This is a genomic window from Nocardia sp. NPDC060255 (assembly GCF_042727395.1).
Classification (GTDB): domain Bacteria; phylum Actinomycetota; class Actinomycetes; order Mycobacteriales; family Mycobacteriaceae; genus Nocardia.
This window is the reverse complement of sequence record NZ_JBHXAU010000032.1, coordinates 69,626-84,919: the sequence shown is the minus strand read 5'-3', so window position 1 is coordinate 84,919 and position 15,294 is coordinate 69,626. Positions and strand designations below refer to the sequence as shown.

General features: G+C 67.9%; 14 protein-coding genes. 8 read left to right on the top strand and 6 right to left on the bottom strand.

What is annotated here, in order from left to right:
- Positions 1-4 precede the first annotated feature (4 nt).
- Positions 5-364, top strand: coding sequence for a GntR family transcriptional regulator (locus ACFWF1_RS38650; RefSeq protein WP_135237604.1), 360 nt, complete (start codon positions 5-7; stop codon positions 362-364).
- Here ACFWF1_RS38650 and ACFWF1_RS38645 read toward each other — a convergent pair.
- Complete coding sequence (locus ACFWF1_RS38645; RefSeq protein WP_379281020.1) at positions 361-1,983, bottom strand: dolichyl-phosphate-mannose--protein mannosyltransferase; 1,623 nt, start codon at positions 1,981-1,983, stop codon at positions 361-363. The two genes, ACFWF1_RS38650 and ACFWF1_RS38645, sit on opposite strands and share 4 nt — an antisense overlap.
- Before the next feature lie 321 nt (positions 1,984-2,304).
- On the opposite strand from ACFWF1_RS38645, the gene rsmI reads away from it, so the two are divergent.
- Positions 2,305-3,165, top strand: a complete 861-nt coding sequence (gene rsmI, locus ACFWF1_RS38640; RefSeq protein WP_379281019.1) for a 16S rRNA (cytidine(1402)-2'-O)-methyltransferase — start codon at positions 2,305-2,307, stop codon at positions 3,163-3,165.
- A 63-nt stretch (positions 3,166-3,228) separates the two neighbouring features.
- Positions 3,229-3,981, top strand: coding sequence for an isocitrate lyase/phosphoenolpyruvate mutase family protein (locus tag ACFWF1_RS38635; RefSeq protein ID WP_379281018.1), 753 nt, complete (start codon positions 3,229-3,231; stop codon positions 3,979-3,981).
- Between the two features lie 29 nt (positions 3,982-4,010).
- On the opposite strand, the gene ACFWF1_RS38630 is transcribed toward ACFWF1_RS38635, so the two are convergent.
- Positions 4,011-4,679: a TetR/AcrR family transcriptional regulator gene (locus ACFWF1_RS38630; protein ID WP_379281017.1), complete on the bottom strand. Its 669-nt coding sequence runs from the start codon at positions 4,677-4,679 to the stop codon at positions 4,011-4,013.
- Between the two features lie 209 nt (positions 4,680-4,888).
- Positions 4,889-6,487 (bottom strand): methionine--tRNA ligase, encoded by a 1,599-nt coding sequence (gene metG / locus ACFWF1_RS38625; protein ID WP_379281016.1) that lies wholly within the window; start codon positions 6,485-6,487, stop codon positions 4,889-4,891.
- Positions 6,488-6,567: 80 nt separating this feature from the next.
- On the opposite strand from metG, the gene ACFWF1_RS38620 reads away from it, so the two are divergent.
- The 5 genes from ACFWF1_RS38620 to ACFWF1_RS38600 all read left to right on the top strand — a co-directional run bounded on the left by ACFWF1_RS38620 (position 6,568) and on the right by ACFWF1_RS38600 (position 11,874).
- Positions 6,568-7,395 (top strand): TatD family hydrolase, encoded by an 828-nt coding sequence (locus tag ACFWF1_RS38620; protein ID WP_379281015.1) that lies wholly within the window; start codon positions 6,568-6,570, stop codon positions 7,393-7,395.
- 191 nt (positions 7,396-7,586) lie between these two features.
- Entirely contained in the window at positions 7,587-8,714 is a 1,128-nt protein-coding gene (locus tag ACFWF1_RS38615) for a transglycosylase family protein (protein WP_379281014.1), read from the top strand.
- Between the two features lie 226 nt (positions 8,715-8,940).
- Positions 8,941-10,104 carry an alpha/beta fold hydrolase gene (locus tag ACFWF1_RS38610; RefSeq protein WP_379281013.1) on the top strand — a complete coding sequence of 388 codons (1,164 nt, stop codon included), beginning with the start codon at positions 8,941-8,943 and terminating at the stop codon, positions 10,102-10,104.
- A 34-nt stretch (positions 10,105-10,138) separates the two neighbouring features.
- The gene (rsmA, locus tag ACFWF1_RS38605) at positions 10,139-11,020 is read left to right on the top strand and encodes a 16S rRNA (adenine(1518)-N(6)/adenine(1519)-N(6))-dimethyltransferase RsmA (protein WP_379281012.1); all 882 of its coding nucleotides are present in this window, start codon (positions 10,139-10,141) and stop codon (positions 11,018-11,020) included.
- A 17-nt stretch (positions 11,021-11,037) separates the two neighbouring features.
- A complete protein-coding gene (locus ACFWF1_RS38600) occupies positions 11,038-11,874 on the top strand; it encodes a GNAT family N-acetyltransferase (protein ID WP_379281011.1) in 837 nt (278 codons plus the stop codon).
- Between the two features lie 57 nt (positions 11,875-11,931).
- Here ACFWF1_RS38600 and ACFWF1_RS38595 read toward each other — a convergent pair whose 3' ends face one another.
- Genes ACFWF1_RS38595 through ACFWF1_RS38585 form a run of 3 tightly spaced genes read right to left on the bottom strand, consistent with a single transcriptional unit; the run spans position 11,932 to position 15,256 of the window.
- Positions 11,932-14,151, bottom strand: a complete 2,220-nt coding sequence (locus ACFWF1_RS38595) for a heavy metal translocating P-type ATPase (protein ID WP_379281010.1) — start codon at positions 14,149-14,151, stop codon at positions 11,932-11,934.
- On the bottom strand, positions 14,151-15,050 hold the full coding sequence (locus ACFWF1_RS38590) for a hypothetical protein (protein ID WP_379281009.1): 900 nt from the start codon (positions 15,048-15,050) through the stop codon (positions 14,151-14,153). The genes ACFWF1_RS38595 and ACFWF1_RS38590 overlap by 1 nt, the downstream gene beginning before the upstream one ends.
- The gene (locus tag ACFWF1_RS38585; RefSeq protein ID WP_379281008.1) at positions 15,050-15,256 is read right to left on the bottom strand and encodes a heavy-metal-associated domain-containing protein; all 207 of its coding nucleotides are present in this window, start codon (positions 15,254-15,256) and stop codon (positions 15,050-15,052) included. Before ACFWF1_RS38585 ends, ACFWF1_RS38590 begins: the two co-directional genes overlap by 1 nt.
- Positions 15,257-15,294: the final 38 nt, after the last annotated feature.

The following is a 15,294-nucleotide window of genomic DNA, read 5'->3' as shown; positions in this document are numbered from 1 at the left end:
AATCATGTTCAACATCACCGTGTCGCATGAGTCGGCCGTCCCGCCCTACGAGCAGTTACGCATGGGCATCATCGCCAAGGTGCGTTCCGGCGAACTGACCGCGGGCACCAAGATCCCCACCGTGCGGGCGCTGGCCGCGCAACTCGGCCTCGCCCCCAACACGGTGGCCCGCGCCTACCGTGAGCTGGAGGCCGACGGCGTAGTCGAAACCCGGGGCAGACAAGGCTCTTTCATCGCCTCCTCAGGCGACCCGACCCGCGACGTCGCAGGCCGCGCCGCCACCGCCTACGTCGCCACCGTCCGCCGTCTCGGTCTGGACGACGCCGCCGCGTTGCGTTATGTCAAAGCGGCACTGGAGGGTTAGCGCCAGCTCGGCAGCCAGAGATGGTCGTGCCAGTTGCCGGGGGTGATGGGGAGTGCGGTGAGGATGGGCCAGAGCCAGATGAAGTTGGCGATCACCAGGCCGAGGTAGAGGCAGACGGCTAGGAGACCGAGGGCGTGTCGTTCGTCGGGGGAGACCGGTAGGTAGGTCCCGACGGGACTGCGCGGCACCGGTATTCGACGGGACGGGCCGAGGATGTCGCCGAGCACCAGGGCCAGGCCCATCACCAGGAACGGCGCGAGGGCGACGGCGTAGAAGTAGTACATCTGCCGGTCGAGGGTCAGGAACCAGGGCAGCAGCGCCGCGCCGTAGCCGACGAGCACCGCGGCGTACCGCCAATCGCGGCGAACCACACTGCGCCACACCATCCAGCCGATGACCGGGAAGGCGAGCCACCAGATCGCGGGGGTGCCGATCAGCATCACGGCCTTGACGCACTGGGTCTGCCCGCAGCCGCTGACGCCGTTGTCGGCGTAGTAGTAGAGCATCGGCCGCAGGCCCATCGGCCAGGTCCACGGCTTGGATTCCCACGGGTGGTGGTTGCCCGCCGAATTGGTCAGGCCTTCATGGAATTCCAGTGCTCTGGCGCTGAAATACCATAGCGAGCGCAACGCGTCGGGGACCCAGCTGAAGAAGCCGCCGGTGCCGATCGGTTCCGTCGGGGCGGACGGGTTGCCGACCATGTACCGATCGATACCGGTCTCGCTGGCGAACCAGGCCCAGTAGGTGCCGAGGTACACCCCGAGCGGGATCAGCACCAGCGCGTACAGCGCCGGCCCGACATCGCGGATCCCGGTGCCGAACCACGGACTGCGCACGCCGTAGGCGCGCCGCGCCGCCACATCGAAGCAGACGCTGAGCAGGCCGAAGGCGACGATGAAGTAGACGCCGGACCATTTTGTCCCGCAGGCCAATCCGAGCAGCACGCCGGCCCCGAACCGCCACCAGCGCACGCCGAGGCGCGGACCCCACGGGGTCTCGTCGATCCGGCCCTCGGCGTCGGCGCGCGCCATCCGGGCCCGCACCTCGTCGCGGTCGACGATCAGGCAGCCGAAGGCCGCGGTGGCGAAGAACGCCAGGAAGATGTCGAGCATGCCGATGCGCGAGGACACGAAGGTGGTGCCGTCGGCGATCAGCAGGATGCCCGCGAACGCGCCGATCAGGGTGGACCGCGCCATCCGCCGCACGATGCGGATCACCAGCAGGATCAGGATGGTGCCGACCATCGCGGAGGCGAAGCGCCAGCCCCAGCCGTTGTAGCCGAACATCGCCTCGCCGATCGCGATGAGCTGCTTGCCGACCGGCGGATGCACCACCAGCCCGTAGCCGGGATTGTCTTCTACCCCGCCACCATTGAGCATCTGCCAGCCCTGCGGCGCGTAATGCTTCTCGTCGAACACCGGGGTGCCCGCGTCGGTCGGATAGTTGAGCATGGTGAACCGCGTCACCGCGGCGATGGCCGTGAGGAACGCGGTGACCAGCCAGCCGCGCAGGGTATCGGTCGGCCCGAAATCGGGCGATGGCCGCCGCGGCGCGGGGCTCGACCAGGAGGGCACGGCCCCGAACGGAGCGGTCGCGCGCTGGTCGGTCACCTGTGTCACGCCCCGATCGTATGCTGTGCGCGCCCCTAGGTCCCGCAGCGGTGAGCCCGACACCGTGTGAATCTCATAGCACGCGCCCCCGCACCGCGTGGTCACGATCACATACCGAACAACACCCCGCTGCGCCCGACACGCCGCTGCTCGCGCGCGGAATCGAGCCGCCGCGCATGTCGTGTCCTGCCGCGCGCGAAATTGCTGGCGATTCCGTGCGCGTGGCGCGATTGTGCGCGCGTGGCCCAGTCGGGCTGTGCGTGCGCGCTGGGCGAGTCGATAGGCTGCGGAGGTTCGGCGGGCGCCGGGCGTGATCGAGACGGGAGTGCGGTGGCGGACGAGGCGACAGGGCCGGGCAGGCTGGTGCTCGCGGCGACACCGATGGGCGACATCGGTGACGCGTCGCAGCGGCTGCGCGATGCGCTCGGGTCGGCCGACATCGTGGCGGCGGAGGACACCCGGCGCACCAAGTCGCTCGCCAAGTCGCTGGGGGTGGAGATCACCGGGCGGGTGGTCAGCTTCTACGACCATGTGGAGATCGCGAAGATTCCCGCGCTGCTCGGCGATATCGAGGCCGGGCGCACGGTGCTGCTGGTGACCGACGCGGGGATGCCCTCGGTCAGCGACCCCGGCTATCGACTGGTCGCGGCCTGCGCGGAGCGGGACCTGCCGGTGACCTGCCTGCCCGGTCCGTCGGCGGTGACCACGGCGCTCGCGCTGTCCGCCCTGCCGGTGGAACGGTTCTGCTTCGACGGTTTCGCGCCACGCAAGGGCGGTCAGCGCCGAGAGTGGTTGCGTACCTTGGCCACCGAGTCGCGTGCCTGCGTCTTCTTCGAGGCGCCGCACCGCCTCGCCGACTGCCTGGCCGACGCAGTCACCGTGCTCGGCCCCGACCGCCGCGCCGCCGTCTGCCGCGAACTGACCAAGACCTACGAGGAGGTCATTCGCGGCACCCTCGCCGAGGTGGCCGCCTGGGCCGTCGACGGCGCCCGCGGCGAGATCACCGTCGTCCTCGAAGGGGCGCAACCCAAATCCGCCGACCCCAACGATCTGGTCGACGAGGTCGAGGCGCTGACCGCCGACGGCATCCGCCTCAAGGACGCCTGCGCGCAAATCGCGAGCGCGAACGGCGTCTCCCGCAACGAGCTCTACGACGCGGTGCTGATCGCCCGCCGCGAGGGCGCGGACTGACCGACTCGCAACGTCGGTCGACGCACCATGGTGCGCGGTGCGGGGAGGCGGCATGATCGTCCTATGACCTCTCTCGAAAGCAAGGCCAAGGCATTTCTCGCACTGCACCGTCCCGGTGATCCCGCTGTGCTGCCCACCGTGTGGGACGCGTGGTCGGCGACGGTCGCGGTGGAGGCCGGGTTCGCGGCGCTCACCGTGGGTAGTCATCCGGTCGCCGATTCGATCGGGCGGGCCGATGGTGAGGGCATGACCTTCGCCGAGTCGCTCACCCGGGTTCGGCAGATCACCGACGCCGTCGAGGTGCCGGTGTCGGTGGATATCGAATCGGGTTACGGCCTGGAACCGGCTCAGCTCATCGAGGGGCTGCTCGAGGCGGGTGCCGTCGGCCTGAACATCGAGGACACCGTGCACAGCGAGGGCAAGCGGCTGCGGGCACCACAGGAGCACGCCGATCTCGTGCACGGGCTGCGGCAGTTCGCCGACGCGGCCGGGGTGCACGTGGTGGTCAACGCCCGGACCGACCTGTTCCTGCGGCAGGACGGCGACGAGGCGGATCGGGTCGACCGCGCGATCGAGCGGCTGCAGCTGGCCACCGCGGCGGGTGCCGACGTGCTGTTCCCCGCGGGCGCACAGGCCGATGCCGATGTGCGTCGGCTGACCAGCGAGCTGACGCTGCCCATCAGCATGGTCGGCCTGCCCGACAAGTCCGACAAGGCGGTGCTGGCGGATCAGGGTGTCGCGCGCATCAGCTTCGGTCCCTTCCTGCAGCGCGCCCTTACCGCGGAAATCGAGCGCCTGCTCGCCCGCTGGAAGTAATCGGCAATAGCCAAGCGGGAGAAACGCTTTCAGGCACCCAGGCCGAGTGTCGCGCTGACGAATTGGACGAACAGCGGAATCAGGTCGGGGACGCGAGCGGGGCCGTCGGTCACGATGACTCGACGGGTCCGCTCGCCGATCGCGTCGGGGATCAGGGCGATCAGCTCGTCGGAAACCTCCGGCAGCGACGGATCCGCCTGGCGCGCTTGGTCATAGAAGAGGCGGTAGAGCGCGGCGAAGCGGTCCACGGCCAGGTCGCGGTAGTCGACGGCGGCCTGATTCACCTTGAACGATTCGACGAGGATCAGGCGGGCGAAATCCGGTTCGGTGGCGACGGTTTCGCAGAAGGTGGCGACAATCGACTCGATCCTGGCCGGCACATCGGCCGTCGGCGCGAGCTGGGCCAGCTCCTCGGTGATCCGGCCCGCCACGATATCGACGCCGGTGTGCACCGCCTCGACGAAGCACTCTTCCTTGTTCGCGAAGTGCTCGTAGAAGGTGCTGCGCGAAACCCGTGCTCGGGCAACGATATCGGTGAGGGTGGTACCGGAATATCCCCTGCTGTCGACGCATTCGACCATCGCTTCGATGAGGCGCCCGCGCTGCGAGACCAGGACGGCGTCGCGGGCCGCCCGGTGCCGGTCGGCGAAGGTGTTCTGCGGCATGGGTGTCGAGTCGGTCGCCTGTTGTCGGCGCATGGGTGCCCTCCCGGTTCGGCGAACATGAACATTCGTAACCCAGCATTATGCGACTGTGCGCCAGTGGGTTCCGCGCCGGTGCGCGACGAAGGCCGTTCCGGACCGCGATCAGGCCGGTGGGACCGCGGCACGGTCTGTCGCCGGAAACACGAACGCGGCACGGGCGCAGCCTGATTCGGCGCAGCCCGGCCGCGTACGTCGGGTAAGGATCAGTCCTTGGGCTCGATGTACTTGGGGTACACCGGTTCCGGGGCGGGCAGTACCACGCCCGGCACGATCGGCGTCGCGATATCGGCGAACGTGCGCTCCTGCTGACCGAGCTGATCGAGGATCTTGCTCGCCGAAGCGGGCACCACCGGCTGCACCAGGATCGCGACGATGCGCAGCACCTCGAGCGTCACGTACAGCACCGTCGCCTCGCGGGCCAGATCCTCGGGCGTGCCGGACTTGGCCAGCGCCCACGGGGCCTGCGCGGAAAAGTACTTGTTCGTCTCGCCGAGGGTGAGCCAGATCGCTTCCAGTGCGAGATGCATTTGCTGCGCGTCATATTCGGCGCGGCAGCGATCGAGCAGCCCGTTCGTCAGATCCAGCAGCGTGCGGTCGGCGTCGGTGAATTCGCCCGGCGTCGGCACCACGCCGCCGCAGTCGCGCGCGACCAGCTTGGTGCTGCGCTGCACCAGGTTGCCGAATTCGTTGGCCAGGTCGGAATTGATCCGGCCGACGATCGCGTCGTGGCTGTAGCTGCCGTCCTGCCCGTAGGAGATCTCGCGCAGCAGGAAGAAACGCACCGCGTCGACGCCGTAGGTCTCGACGAGTTCCAGCGGGTCGACCACATTGCCGACCGACTTGGACATCTTCTCGCCCTTGTTGTACAGAAACCCGTGCACGAAAACGCGTTTCGGCACCTCGACGCCCACCGACATCAGGAACGCCGGCCAGTACACGGTGTGGAACCTGGTGATGTCCTTGCCGATGATGTGCACGTCGGCGGGCCAGAACCGCTGGAACGCAGCGGATTCCGTGTTCGGGTAGCCGACACCGGTGATGTAGTTGGTGAGCGCGTCCACCCACACGTACATCACGTGATCGGGATGGTCCGGCACCGGCACACCCCAGTCGAAGGTGGTGCGCGAGATGGACAGGTCCTTCAGACCGGCCTTGACGTAGCTGACGATTTCATTGCGACGCGTTGCGGGCGCAATGAATTCGGGATGCTCCTCGTAGAGCGCGAGCAGCTTGTCCTGGTAAGCGGAGAGCTTGAAGAAGAAGTTCGACTCCTCGGTCCAGGTGACCGGCGTCTTCGACTCGGTGGAGATCCGGGTGCCGTCGTCCAGCAGCGTGGTCTCCTCCTCGGTGTAGAAGGCCTCGTCGCGCACCGAGTACCAGCCCGAGTAGTTGCCGAGGTAGATATCGCCGTTGGCGAGCATCCGCTCCCACAGCGCGACGCTGGACGCCTGGTGGTCCTCGTCGGTGGTCCGGATGAACCGGTCGTAGGAGATGTCCAGGGTCTTGTCCAGCGCCTCGAACACGTCCGAGTTGCGGCTCGCGAGCTCCTCCACCGGGACGCCCGCGGCCGCGGCCGCCTGCTGCATCTTCTGACCGTGCTCGTCGGTGCCCGTCATGAAGAAGACGTCGTATCCGTCGAGCCGCTTGAAGCGGGCGATGGCGTCGGCCGAGATGTACTCGTACGCATGGCCGATGTGCGGCGCACCGTTCGGGTAGGCGATGGCCGTAGTGATATAGAAGGCGGGGCGGTCAGCTTCGCTCATGGTGTGTCTACTGTAATGGCCGTGGTTTCCTACCTTCACGCGAATATCCGCCGAGCTGATTCGCTGGTCGCGGCGATCCTGCCTGCCGGTGCCGATTCCACTGTGTCCGGCGGTTTTCGATGAGTAACAGGCGTCCAGCGCCGGACTTGCCGGAGCCGCTCGCCCCGATCATCGACGCGCACACCCACCTGGATGCCTGTGGCGCCACCGACGCGGCCTCCACCGCCGTGATCGTGGACCGCGCCGCGTCGGTCGGCGTCGGCCAGGTGGTGACCGTCGCCGACGACCTCGCCGCCGCGCAGTGGGCTGTGCAGGCCGCCAACTGGGACCCACGTGTCTACGCTGCGGTCGCGCTGCACCCCACCCGCGCGAACGCCCTCGACGATGCCGCGAAGGCCGAACTCGAACGCCTTGCCGCCGATCCCCGCGTGGTCGCGATCGGCGAGACGGGCCTCGACTACTACTGGCCGGGCAAGCTCGACGGCTGCGCCGACATCGAGACCCAGGTCGAGGGCTTTCGCTGGCACATCGACCTGGCGAAGCGGCTGCGCAAACCGCTGATGATCCACAATCGCGAGGCCGACCACGATTTGCTGACGGTGCTGCTGGACGAGGGTGCCCCGGCCACCGTGATCTTCCATTGCTTCTCTTCGGATACCAACATGGCGCTGGCCTGCGTGGCCGAGGGGTATGTGCTGAGTTTCTCCGGCACGGTGAGTTTCAAGAATGCGCATGAGTTGCGCGAAGCCGCCAAAGTTGTGCCCGACGAGCTGATTCTGGTCGAAACGGACGCGCCGTATTTAACGCCACATCCATTCCGTGGTGCTCCCAACGAACCATATTGCCTGCCGTACACCGTGCGCGCGCTAGCGGAACTACGCGAAACGGACCCCGCTGAATTGGCGAAGATCACCACGGCGAACGCGCGCCGCGTCTACGGAATCTGACCATTCCGCTATTTTCCGGCAATGGGAGTACCCGCAAGGGGGCTGGATATACGTGGTGTGTCCTAGGTCACATCGATAGGCATATTTCGTGATCAACCTGCGGTAGCGATATCTGTTCGTGATATTGAAAGACCCAGCTGAAGCAAGTGAAGGTTGTCTACCCCCAAACCCCTCGTTATCGTACTGTGACCATGTCCCCATTCACGCGAATCAACCAGTCTCGCTCCCCGCTGCTATACGCAGCGGTCGGTGCGCTGTTGATGACGCTGATCGTCGGTGCAGGGCTGGCGATCGTGAATCGCAAGACCGTGACGGTCGTCGTCGACGGTGAGAAGCGCGTCGAGACAACGATGTCGCTCAACGTCCGCGGTGTGCTGCGGGCCGCAGGCTTTGCCGTGACCGAGCGCGACCGGGTGGCCCCGGCACTCGCAGCGAAGATCGGCGACGGTGCCACCATCACGCTCAACCGGGCGCGTGAGGTCAAGCTCATGGTCGACGGCCAAGCGCGCACGGTGTGGACCACCGGCCTGACCGCGGGCGAGGCGCTCGAGCAGCTGAGCATGCCCAAAGAGGTGTACGTATCGCCCGGGCGCAACGAGAAGCTGCCGCTGGAAGGCGCCGCGCTGAATGTCGCGACACCGCGATCGGTCTCGCTGCTCGACGGCATCGGCGCCCCGGTCGACGTCCGGCTCGCCGCGCCGACCGTCGGCGAATTCCTTGCGGTGGCGGGTATTCCGTTGATCGAGCAGGACACCGTCGAGCCCGCCGCGGCCACCCCGCTGACCGACGGCACCCGAATCACGGTGACCCGCAAGCGGATCGAGAACCGGACCGAGACGCTGCCGCTCGACCCGCCGGAGAACGTGATCGAAGACCCGACCATGAACATGAGCCGCTCGGTGGTGGAAACCCAGGGTGCGCCCGGCGTCCAGGACGTCACCTTCGCGGTCACCATGGTCAACGGCGCCGAGGTGGACCGCAAGCCGATCGCCTCGAACGTGACGATCACCGCGCAGCCGAAGACCATCCGCAAGGGCGCCAAGCCGGGCACCGAGGTGCCGCCGGTGCGTGACGGCTCCACCTGGGACGCGCTGGCCCGCTGCGAATCCACTGGCAACTGGGGTATCAACAACGGCAACGGTTACTACGGCGGCATCCAGTTCGACCAGGGCACCTGGGAACGCCAGGGTGGCCTGAAGTACGCGCCCCGCGCCGACCTGGCCACCCGCGAGGAGCAGATCGCCATCGCCGAGATCACCCGCGCCCGGCAGGGCTGGGGCGCGTGGCCCGCCTGCACCAGCCGCCTCGGCATCAGCTGACCATCGCCGCACGCCTTCTGATTCCCCGCACCTGAAATCGCATGTGATTCTCGGTGCCGGAAATCAGGGAGCGTGCGTCTGCGGTGGGGTGAGCGCGGTTACGGGCCGGACCCCGTGGTGTTGCTTTGGATTCGCCAGGTAGTCACGCTGAGCTGGCAGTATCTCGCTGATCTGTACACTCGTCCAGGTTTGTGGCGGTGTGGGTCGGGTCAGTGAGGTGTGGTCGATGAGGGTTGTTCAGGTGTGCAGGCGTGCGGTGGCCGTGGCCACGATGTCGGCCAGTGCCGCGTTGTTCGTGAATGTCGCTCCGGCGCAGGCGGAAACTCCCGGGTCGCTGATCTCGGTCGAGGCGCAGCCGGACGGCTGGCACGGGGTATCGGGTGGCTCGGTGCTCGAATACTGGATGCGCGGCTCGGACGGGACGCCGCGACAGGCCAGCGGCGCACTGTTCGTTCCGCAGGGCACGCCGCCCGCGTCCGGCTGGCCGGTCATCGCCTACGACCACGGCACCAGCGGTCTCGGCGCGGGCTGCGGCGGCCAATCCGATCCGGCGGGCCATCCGTATCAGCAGATTCGGTCCAAAGAGGATCAGTTGATCCAGGGCCTGCTCGGGCAGGGCTTAGCCGTGGTCGCGCCCGACTATCTCGGACTCGGCCGCTTCAACACCGGCCCGCACCCGTACCTGGAGGTCGCCAGCGAGGCGACGGCCACCATCGACCTACTGCGCGCCGCCCGCACCACCCACCCCGAGCTGTCGCGCACCTGGGCGGTCCTCGGCGTTTCGCAGGGTGGCCAAGCCGCGCTCGGCACCGGCCACCTGCAGGCCACCTACGCTCCCGATCTGGACTTCCGCGGCACCATCGCGATCGACCCCGAATCGGACGTGGAGAAGATATTGCCGCTGGCCGGCCCGATCATCCCGACCGTCCCCGGCAACGACGGCGCGATGAGCTTCTTCGTCAGCATCCTGGCCGGTCTGCGCGCGGCCCGCCCCGACGTCCACGTCGACGACTACCTCACCCCGCAGGGCCGCGCGGTCCTCGACAGCGTCGGCACCCTCTGCCTGGACGGCATCACCGACCGCGTGCACGGTCTCGGCGTCGGCGACCTGCTCGCCAGACCGCTCGCCGAAGAGCCCATCCGCTCCGCCCTCGACGCCTACCTCACCGTGCCCACTTCCGGCTACAACGCCCCGATCCTGTTGCTGCTCAACCTCACCGACACCACCGTCCCCTCCCCACTACACGCCGCCCTCGCCGCGCAACTCGCCGCCAACGGCGTCGACTTCCAGACGGTCACCGGCACCGGCAAGCACACCCAACTCAACCCCGCCATGCAGGCGGCGATCGACGCCTTCCTCAACCGCATCAAAACCACCCCGTCTCAGTAGTAAGGACAACCTCGCGGGTTGATAGGTTCTTCAGGTGTCCGAACCTGAAGTTGCTGCTCGTGGGAGTGCCGCGTTGCTCGGGCCCGCCGAAGTGCGGGTGCTGGCCGAGCGGCTCGGCGTGCGACCGACCAAGCAGCTCGGGCAGAACTTCGTGCACGACGGGAACACGGTGCGGCGGATCGTCGCGGCGGCGGGCGTCGGGCGCGACGATGTGGTGCTCGAGGTCGGGCCCGGGCTGGGTTCGCTGACGCTGGCGCTGCTCGACGTGGTCGATTCGGTGGTCGCCGTCGAGATCGATCCGGTGCTCGCCCGGCATCTTCCGGTGACCGTCGCGGACCGTGCGCCGGAGCTGGCCGACCGGCTGACCGTGGTCGAGGCGGACGCATTGCGAGTCGCCGCCGCGGACCTGCCGGTCGCGCCGACCGCGCTGGTGGCGAACCTGCCTTACAACGTGGCGGTACCGGTGCTGCTCCACCTGCTCGCCGAATTACCAAGCATCGCAGTCTCTTTGGTGATGGTGCAGGCGGAGGTCGCCGACCGCCTCGCCGCTGCCCCCGGCAGCCGCACCTACGGCATCCCCAGCGTGAAAGCCGGTTTCTTCGGCACCGTCCGCCGCGCGGGCGCCGTCGGCACCCAGGTCTTCTGGCCCGTCCCACGCGTCGACTCCGGCCTGGTCCGCGTCGACCGCTACCCCGAACCGCCCTGGCCGATCGACGACGACCATCGCCGCCGCGTCTGGGAGGTCGTCGACGCCGCTTTCGCCCAACGCCGCAAAACCCTGCGCGCCGCCCTGGCCGGCTGGGCCGGTTCCCCCGCCGAAGCCGAACGCCGCCTACTCGCCGCCGACATCGCGCCCACCGCCCGCGGCGAAACCCTCGACACGGCAGCTTTCGTCCGCCTCGCCGCCCAAGGCTGACCACATAGGCTGGTGCGGTGCCTGGGATCGTTGCGAAAGAAGTGCAGGTTCGTCGACTTGGTGTAGCGGATCTGGCGGCCTGTCTGGATCTCGCGGCGGACCGTTCGTGGCCACGCGAGGAAGCCAAGTGGCGGCTGCTGCTGGAACTCGGCGGCGGCTACGGGATCGATGACCCACATGGTGGTTTGGCGGGGACGGTCTTCCTGACCGAGGTGGCACCGGGGATCGGCGCGGTGGGCATGCTGCTGGTGGCCAGCCGGTATGGCGGCCGTGGTCTGGGCTACCGCTTGATGGACGAGGCGCTGAGCGCTGCGGATTGCGCGACAGTGTTCTTGTATGCGACTGAGGCGGGTCTGCCGCTGTATCAGAAGCTGGGATTTCGGGTCGTGGATGAAATCGCCAAGCACACTGGAGTTTTCGAACCAGCATCCGCACCGGCATCAGGCATGCGGCTGGGCGATACCGAGGACTTGCCGACGCTGGCCACGCTGGACCGGCAGGCGTTCGGAGCCGACCGGACCATGCTGCTGCGGCGCTTGCTCCCCATGGCCGAACGGGTAGTGATCGCGGACGGTGGTTATGCGGTTGCTTGGCGCAATCTCGGCACCGTGCATGTCGGCCCATTGGTCGCGAATTCGATGAGTACCGCGAGTGCATTGCTTGATGCCGCTCTCCCGGAAGAGAATTCGATGACGCGCGTCGATGTGTGCGCCAGCGCGGGCGCCGAGCTCAGCGGCTGGTTGGCCGAGCGTGGTCTGACCGCCCAGCCGTCGTGTCCGCTTATGGTGCGCGGCGCGGATCTGCCCGGAAATCGCGCGATGCTGCTGGCACCGTTCACACAGGCGCTCGGCTGATCGGCCGATACTGGTTGCAGTACAAGGACTGTCGTTGCACCGAGGCGACACTGGTGTTCAGCGGAATGAGCGCAGACGCAGACTGTTGGTGACGACGAAGATGCTGGAGAGGGCCATTGCGGCACCGGCGAGCATGGGGTTGAGCAGGCCGGCGGCGGCCAGCGGGATGGCGGCGATGTTGTAGCCGAAGGCCCAGCAGAGGTTTCCCTTGATGGTGCGCAGCGTGGCGCGGGAGAGGCGGATGGCGGCGGCGACGGTGCGCAGGTCGCCGCGGACGAGGGTGATGTCGCCGGCCTCGATGGCGACGTCGGTGCCGGTGCCCATGGCGAGGCCGAGGTCGGCTTGGACCAGGGCGGCGGCGTCGTTGACGCCGTCGCCGACCATCGCCACGACCTTGCCGTCGCGTTGCAGGGTGCGGATCGCGTCGAGTTTGCCGCTGGGCAGCACCTCGGCGACCACCTCATCGATGCCGACCTGTTCAGCGACGGTGTGCGCGGTGGCGGCATTGTCGCCAGTGAGCAGGATAGGCGTGAGTCCGAGGGCACGGAGTTCGGTAATCGCTTGTGCGCTGGATGGTTTGATCGCGTCGGCGACGACGAGGAGGCCGCGCGCGATGCCGTCCCAGGCGACCGCGATCACGGTGTTGCCCGCGTGTTCGGCGGCCGATTGAGCGGCGGTGAGTGGGCCGGGGAGCGGAATGGATCGACTGTCGAGCAGTTCGGCGCGGCCGATGACGATATCGCGGTTGTCGACGAGACCCTCGACACCTGTGCCGCTGTGACTGACGAACTGCCGCACCGGCTTCGGCGCGAGCCCGCGTTCGGCGGCACTCGCGACGATCGCCCGCGCGATCGGATGCTCGGACCCATGTTCCACCGAAGCGGCGAGCACGAGCAGTTCGCCCGCGTCTATACCGTCGGCGGGGACGATGTCGGACAACGTCATTCGTCCCGTGGTCACCGTCCCGGTCTTGTCCAGCACCACGGTGTCGATGCGCCGAGTGGATTCCAGGACCTGCGGGCCTTTGATGAGAATGCCCAGTTGCGCGCCGCGCCCGGTGCCGACGAGCAGTGCGGTCGGCGTCGCGAGTCCTAATGCGCACGGGCAGGCGATGATCAGCACGGCGACGGCGGTGCCGATGGCGACCGCGGCGGGCGCACCGGTGCCCAGCCAGAAGCCGAGCGTCATGGTGGCGATGGCGAACACGATCGGCACGAAGACCCCGGCCGCCCGGTCGGCGAGGCGCTGCACCGGTGCCTTGCCGTTCTGCGCGTCCTCGACCAGCGCGGCCATCTGTGCCAGCTGGGTGTCCGCGCCGATCCGGGTGGCGCGCACGGTCAGCAGGCCGCCCGCGTTCACGGTGGCGCCGACCACGGCAGCGCCGGGCCCGACCTCGGCGGGCAGTGCCTCGCCGGTCAGCAGGCTCTGATCGAACGCCGAATTCCCTTCGACCACAACGCCATCCGTGGCGACCTTCGCGCCGGGCCGGACCAGGAACAGCTCACCGACCCGCAAATCCGCTACCGGAACCAGGATTTCGACGCCGTCACGCAGCACCGGCACGTCCTTGGCGCCGAGTTCGAGCAAGGCCCGCAGCGCCGAACCCGCTCGTTCCTTGGCGCGCGTCTCGAAGTATCGACCGGCCAGGATGAAGACGATCAATCCGGCCGCCACCTCGAAATACACGGTGGCCGAGGCGTCCGAGCGTTGGATCGCCAAGCTGAACGAGTGCTTCATCCCGGGCATTCCGGCCTGCCCGAAGATCAGCGCATACAGCGACCAGCCGAACGCGGCCAGCGTGCCGACCGAAACCAGCGTGTCCATCGTCGAGGTGGCGTGCCGGGCATTCGTCCACGCCGCGTGGTGGAACCCGGCGCCACCCCATACCACCACCGGCGTGGTGAGCGCGAGCGAAACCCATTGCCAGTTATCGAATTGCAGCGCAGGCGCCATCGCCAACACGATCACCGGCACGGCAAGTACGAGACTGATCAGCAGTCTGCGACGCAGTGAACCGAGGTTGGCATACTGGTCGGTTTGTGTTGCGGCCGAACTGAATACGTGCGCCGCGTACCCCGCATCGACAACGTGTTCTACCAGCGAATCCGGCGAGACAGATTGTGGATAACGTACCTTTGCCTTTTCCGTGGCGAAGTTCACGGTCGCCGTGACACCGTCGATCCGGTTGAGCCGCTTCTCGATCCGCGCGGCACAGGAAGCGCAGGTCATCCCGCCGATCTCCAGCTCGATCGAGCGTAGGTCGGCGGGTGCGGACATCAGTGCCCGCCACCCTGATGCGGTGCGCCGCCGGATGTGGATGGGCCTGTGGATGATTCGACCATGGGCGTTTCCATGGTGAACTCGGCGGTGTGTACCGCGCCGCCGTGCGAGAAGTCTAGATACAGCCGATAGTCGCCCGCACTCGGGGCCTGTGCGTGGAACGCGACCTCGGGCCCGGCGGGGGTGCGGCCGACTTCGCCCTCCGGATGCACGTGCAGATAGGCGAGGTCGTTCGCGCGCAACGCGACGAGATGCGCGTAGGCGCCGAGATACGGTTCGAGATCGGTGACCGGCGTGCCGTCGCGGGTGACCGTGAACCGCAGCTCGCTGCCCGCGGTGCTGAGATCGCCGGTCGCGGTGACCTGGTAACCGTCCACTGCCGCGGTGCGCGCAGGCGGCGGAAGTGGTTGCAGTGCAACTATTCCCGCCACCGTGACGGTCCGGCTGAGCACCAGCCCGGTGCCGCCGGCCTCCGGCATGAAGTCGGCGAACACGCGATACGTGCCCGGCTGTGCCCAAGTCCAATCGATCGACCAGGTGCCTGCCGTGTCCATGGTCGGATGTACGTGCCGGTATTGCGTGGCATCGGATCGGACGACGATCAGGTGCAGCTTCTTGTCGTGCTGGGTCCGGAACCCGACGACCGGCGCGCCGTCCGGCCCGGTGATCCGAAAGTGCAGGGCACCGGCCTGATTCGGCTCCGTCGGCGCGGTGAGGTCGGCGAGGGTATAGCCGGATCTGGTCTCCGACAGTCCCGTGTCCGACCCGGCCGGGTGCGCCATGTCGTTCGATGCGGGCTCGGCCGGATCGCCCACCAGGGCGCCGATGCCGAGCGCGACACCGAACAACGCGACAAGCGCACCGCCGAAGGCGGCGAACTTCAGCCGGTCCTGCATCAGACCGCGACCTCGTAGCCTGCCTCGTCCACGGCGGCGACGATGTCCGCGTCGGCGATCGGCGCCGCGCTGGCCACGGTGACCGCGCCGCTCGCGAGATCGACCTCGACACCGGTGACGCCGTCGATCTTGCCGATCTCCGTCTGGACGGAGCTCACGCAGTGCCCGCAGGTCATCCCCGTGACGGTGTAGGTGGAACTGGGCATCTCCGACTCCTTCGCTCATTCTCCATCATACGGGCCGG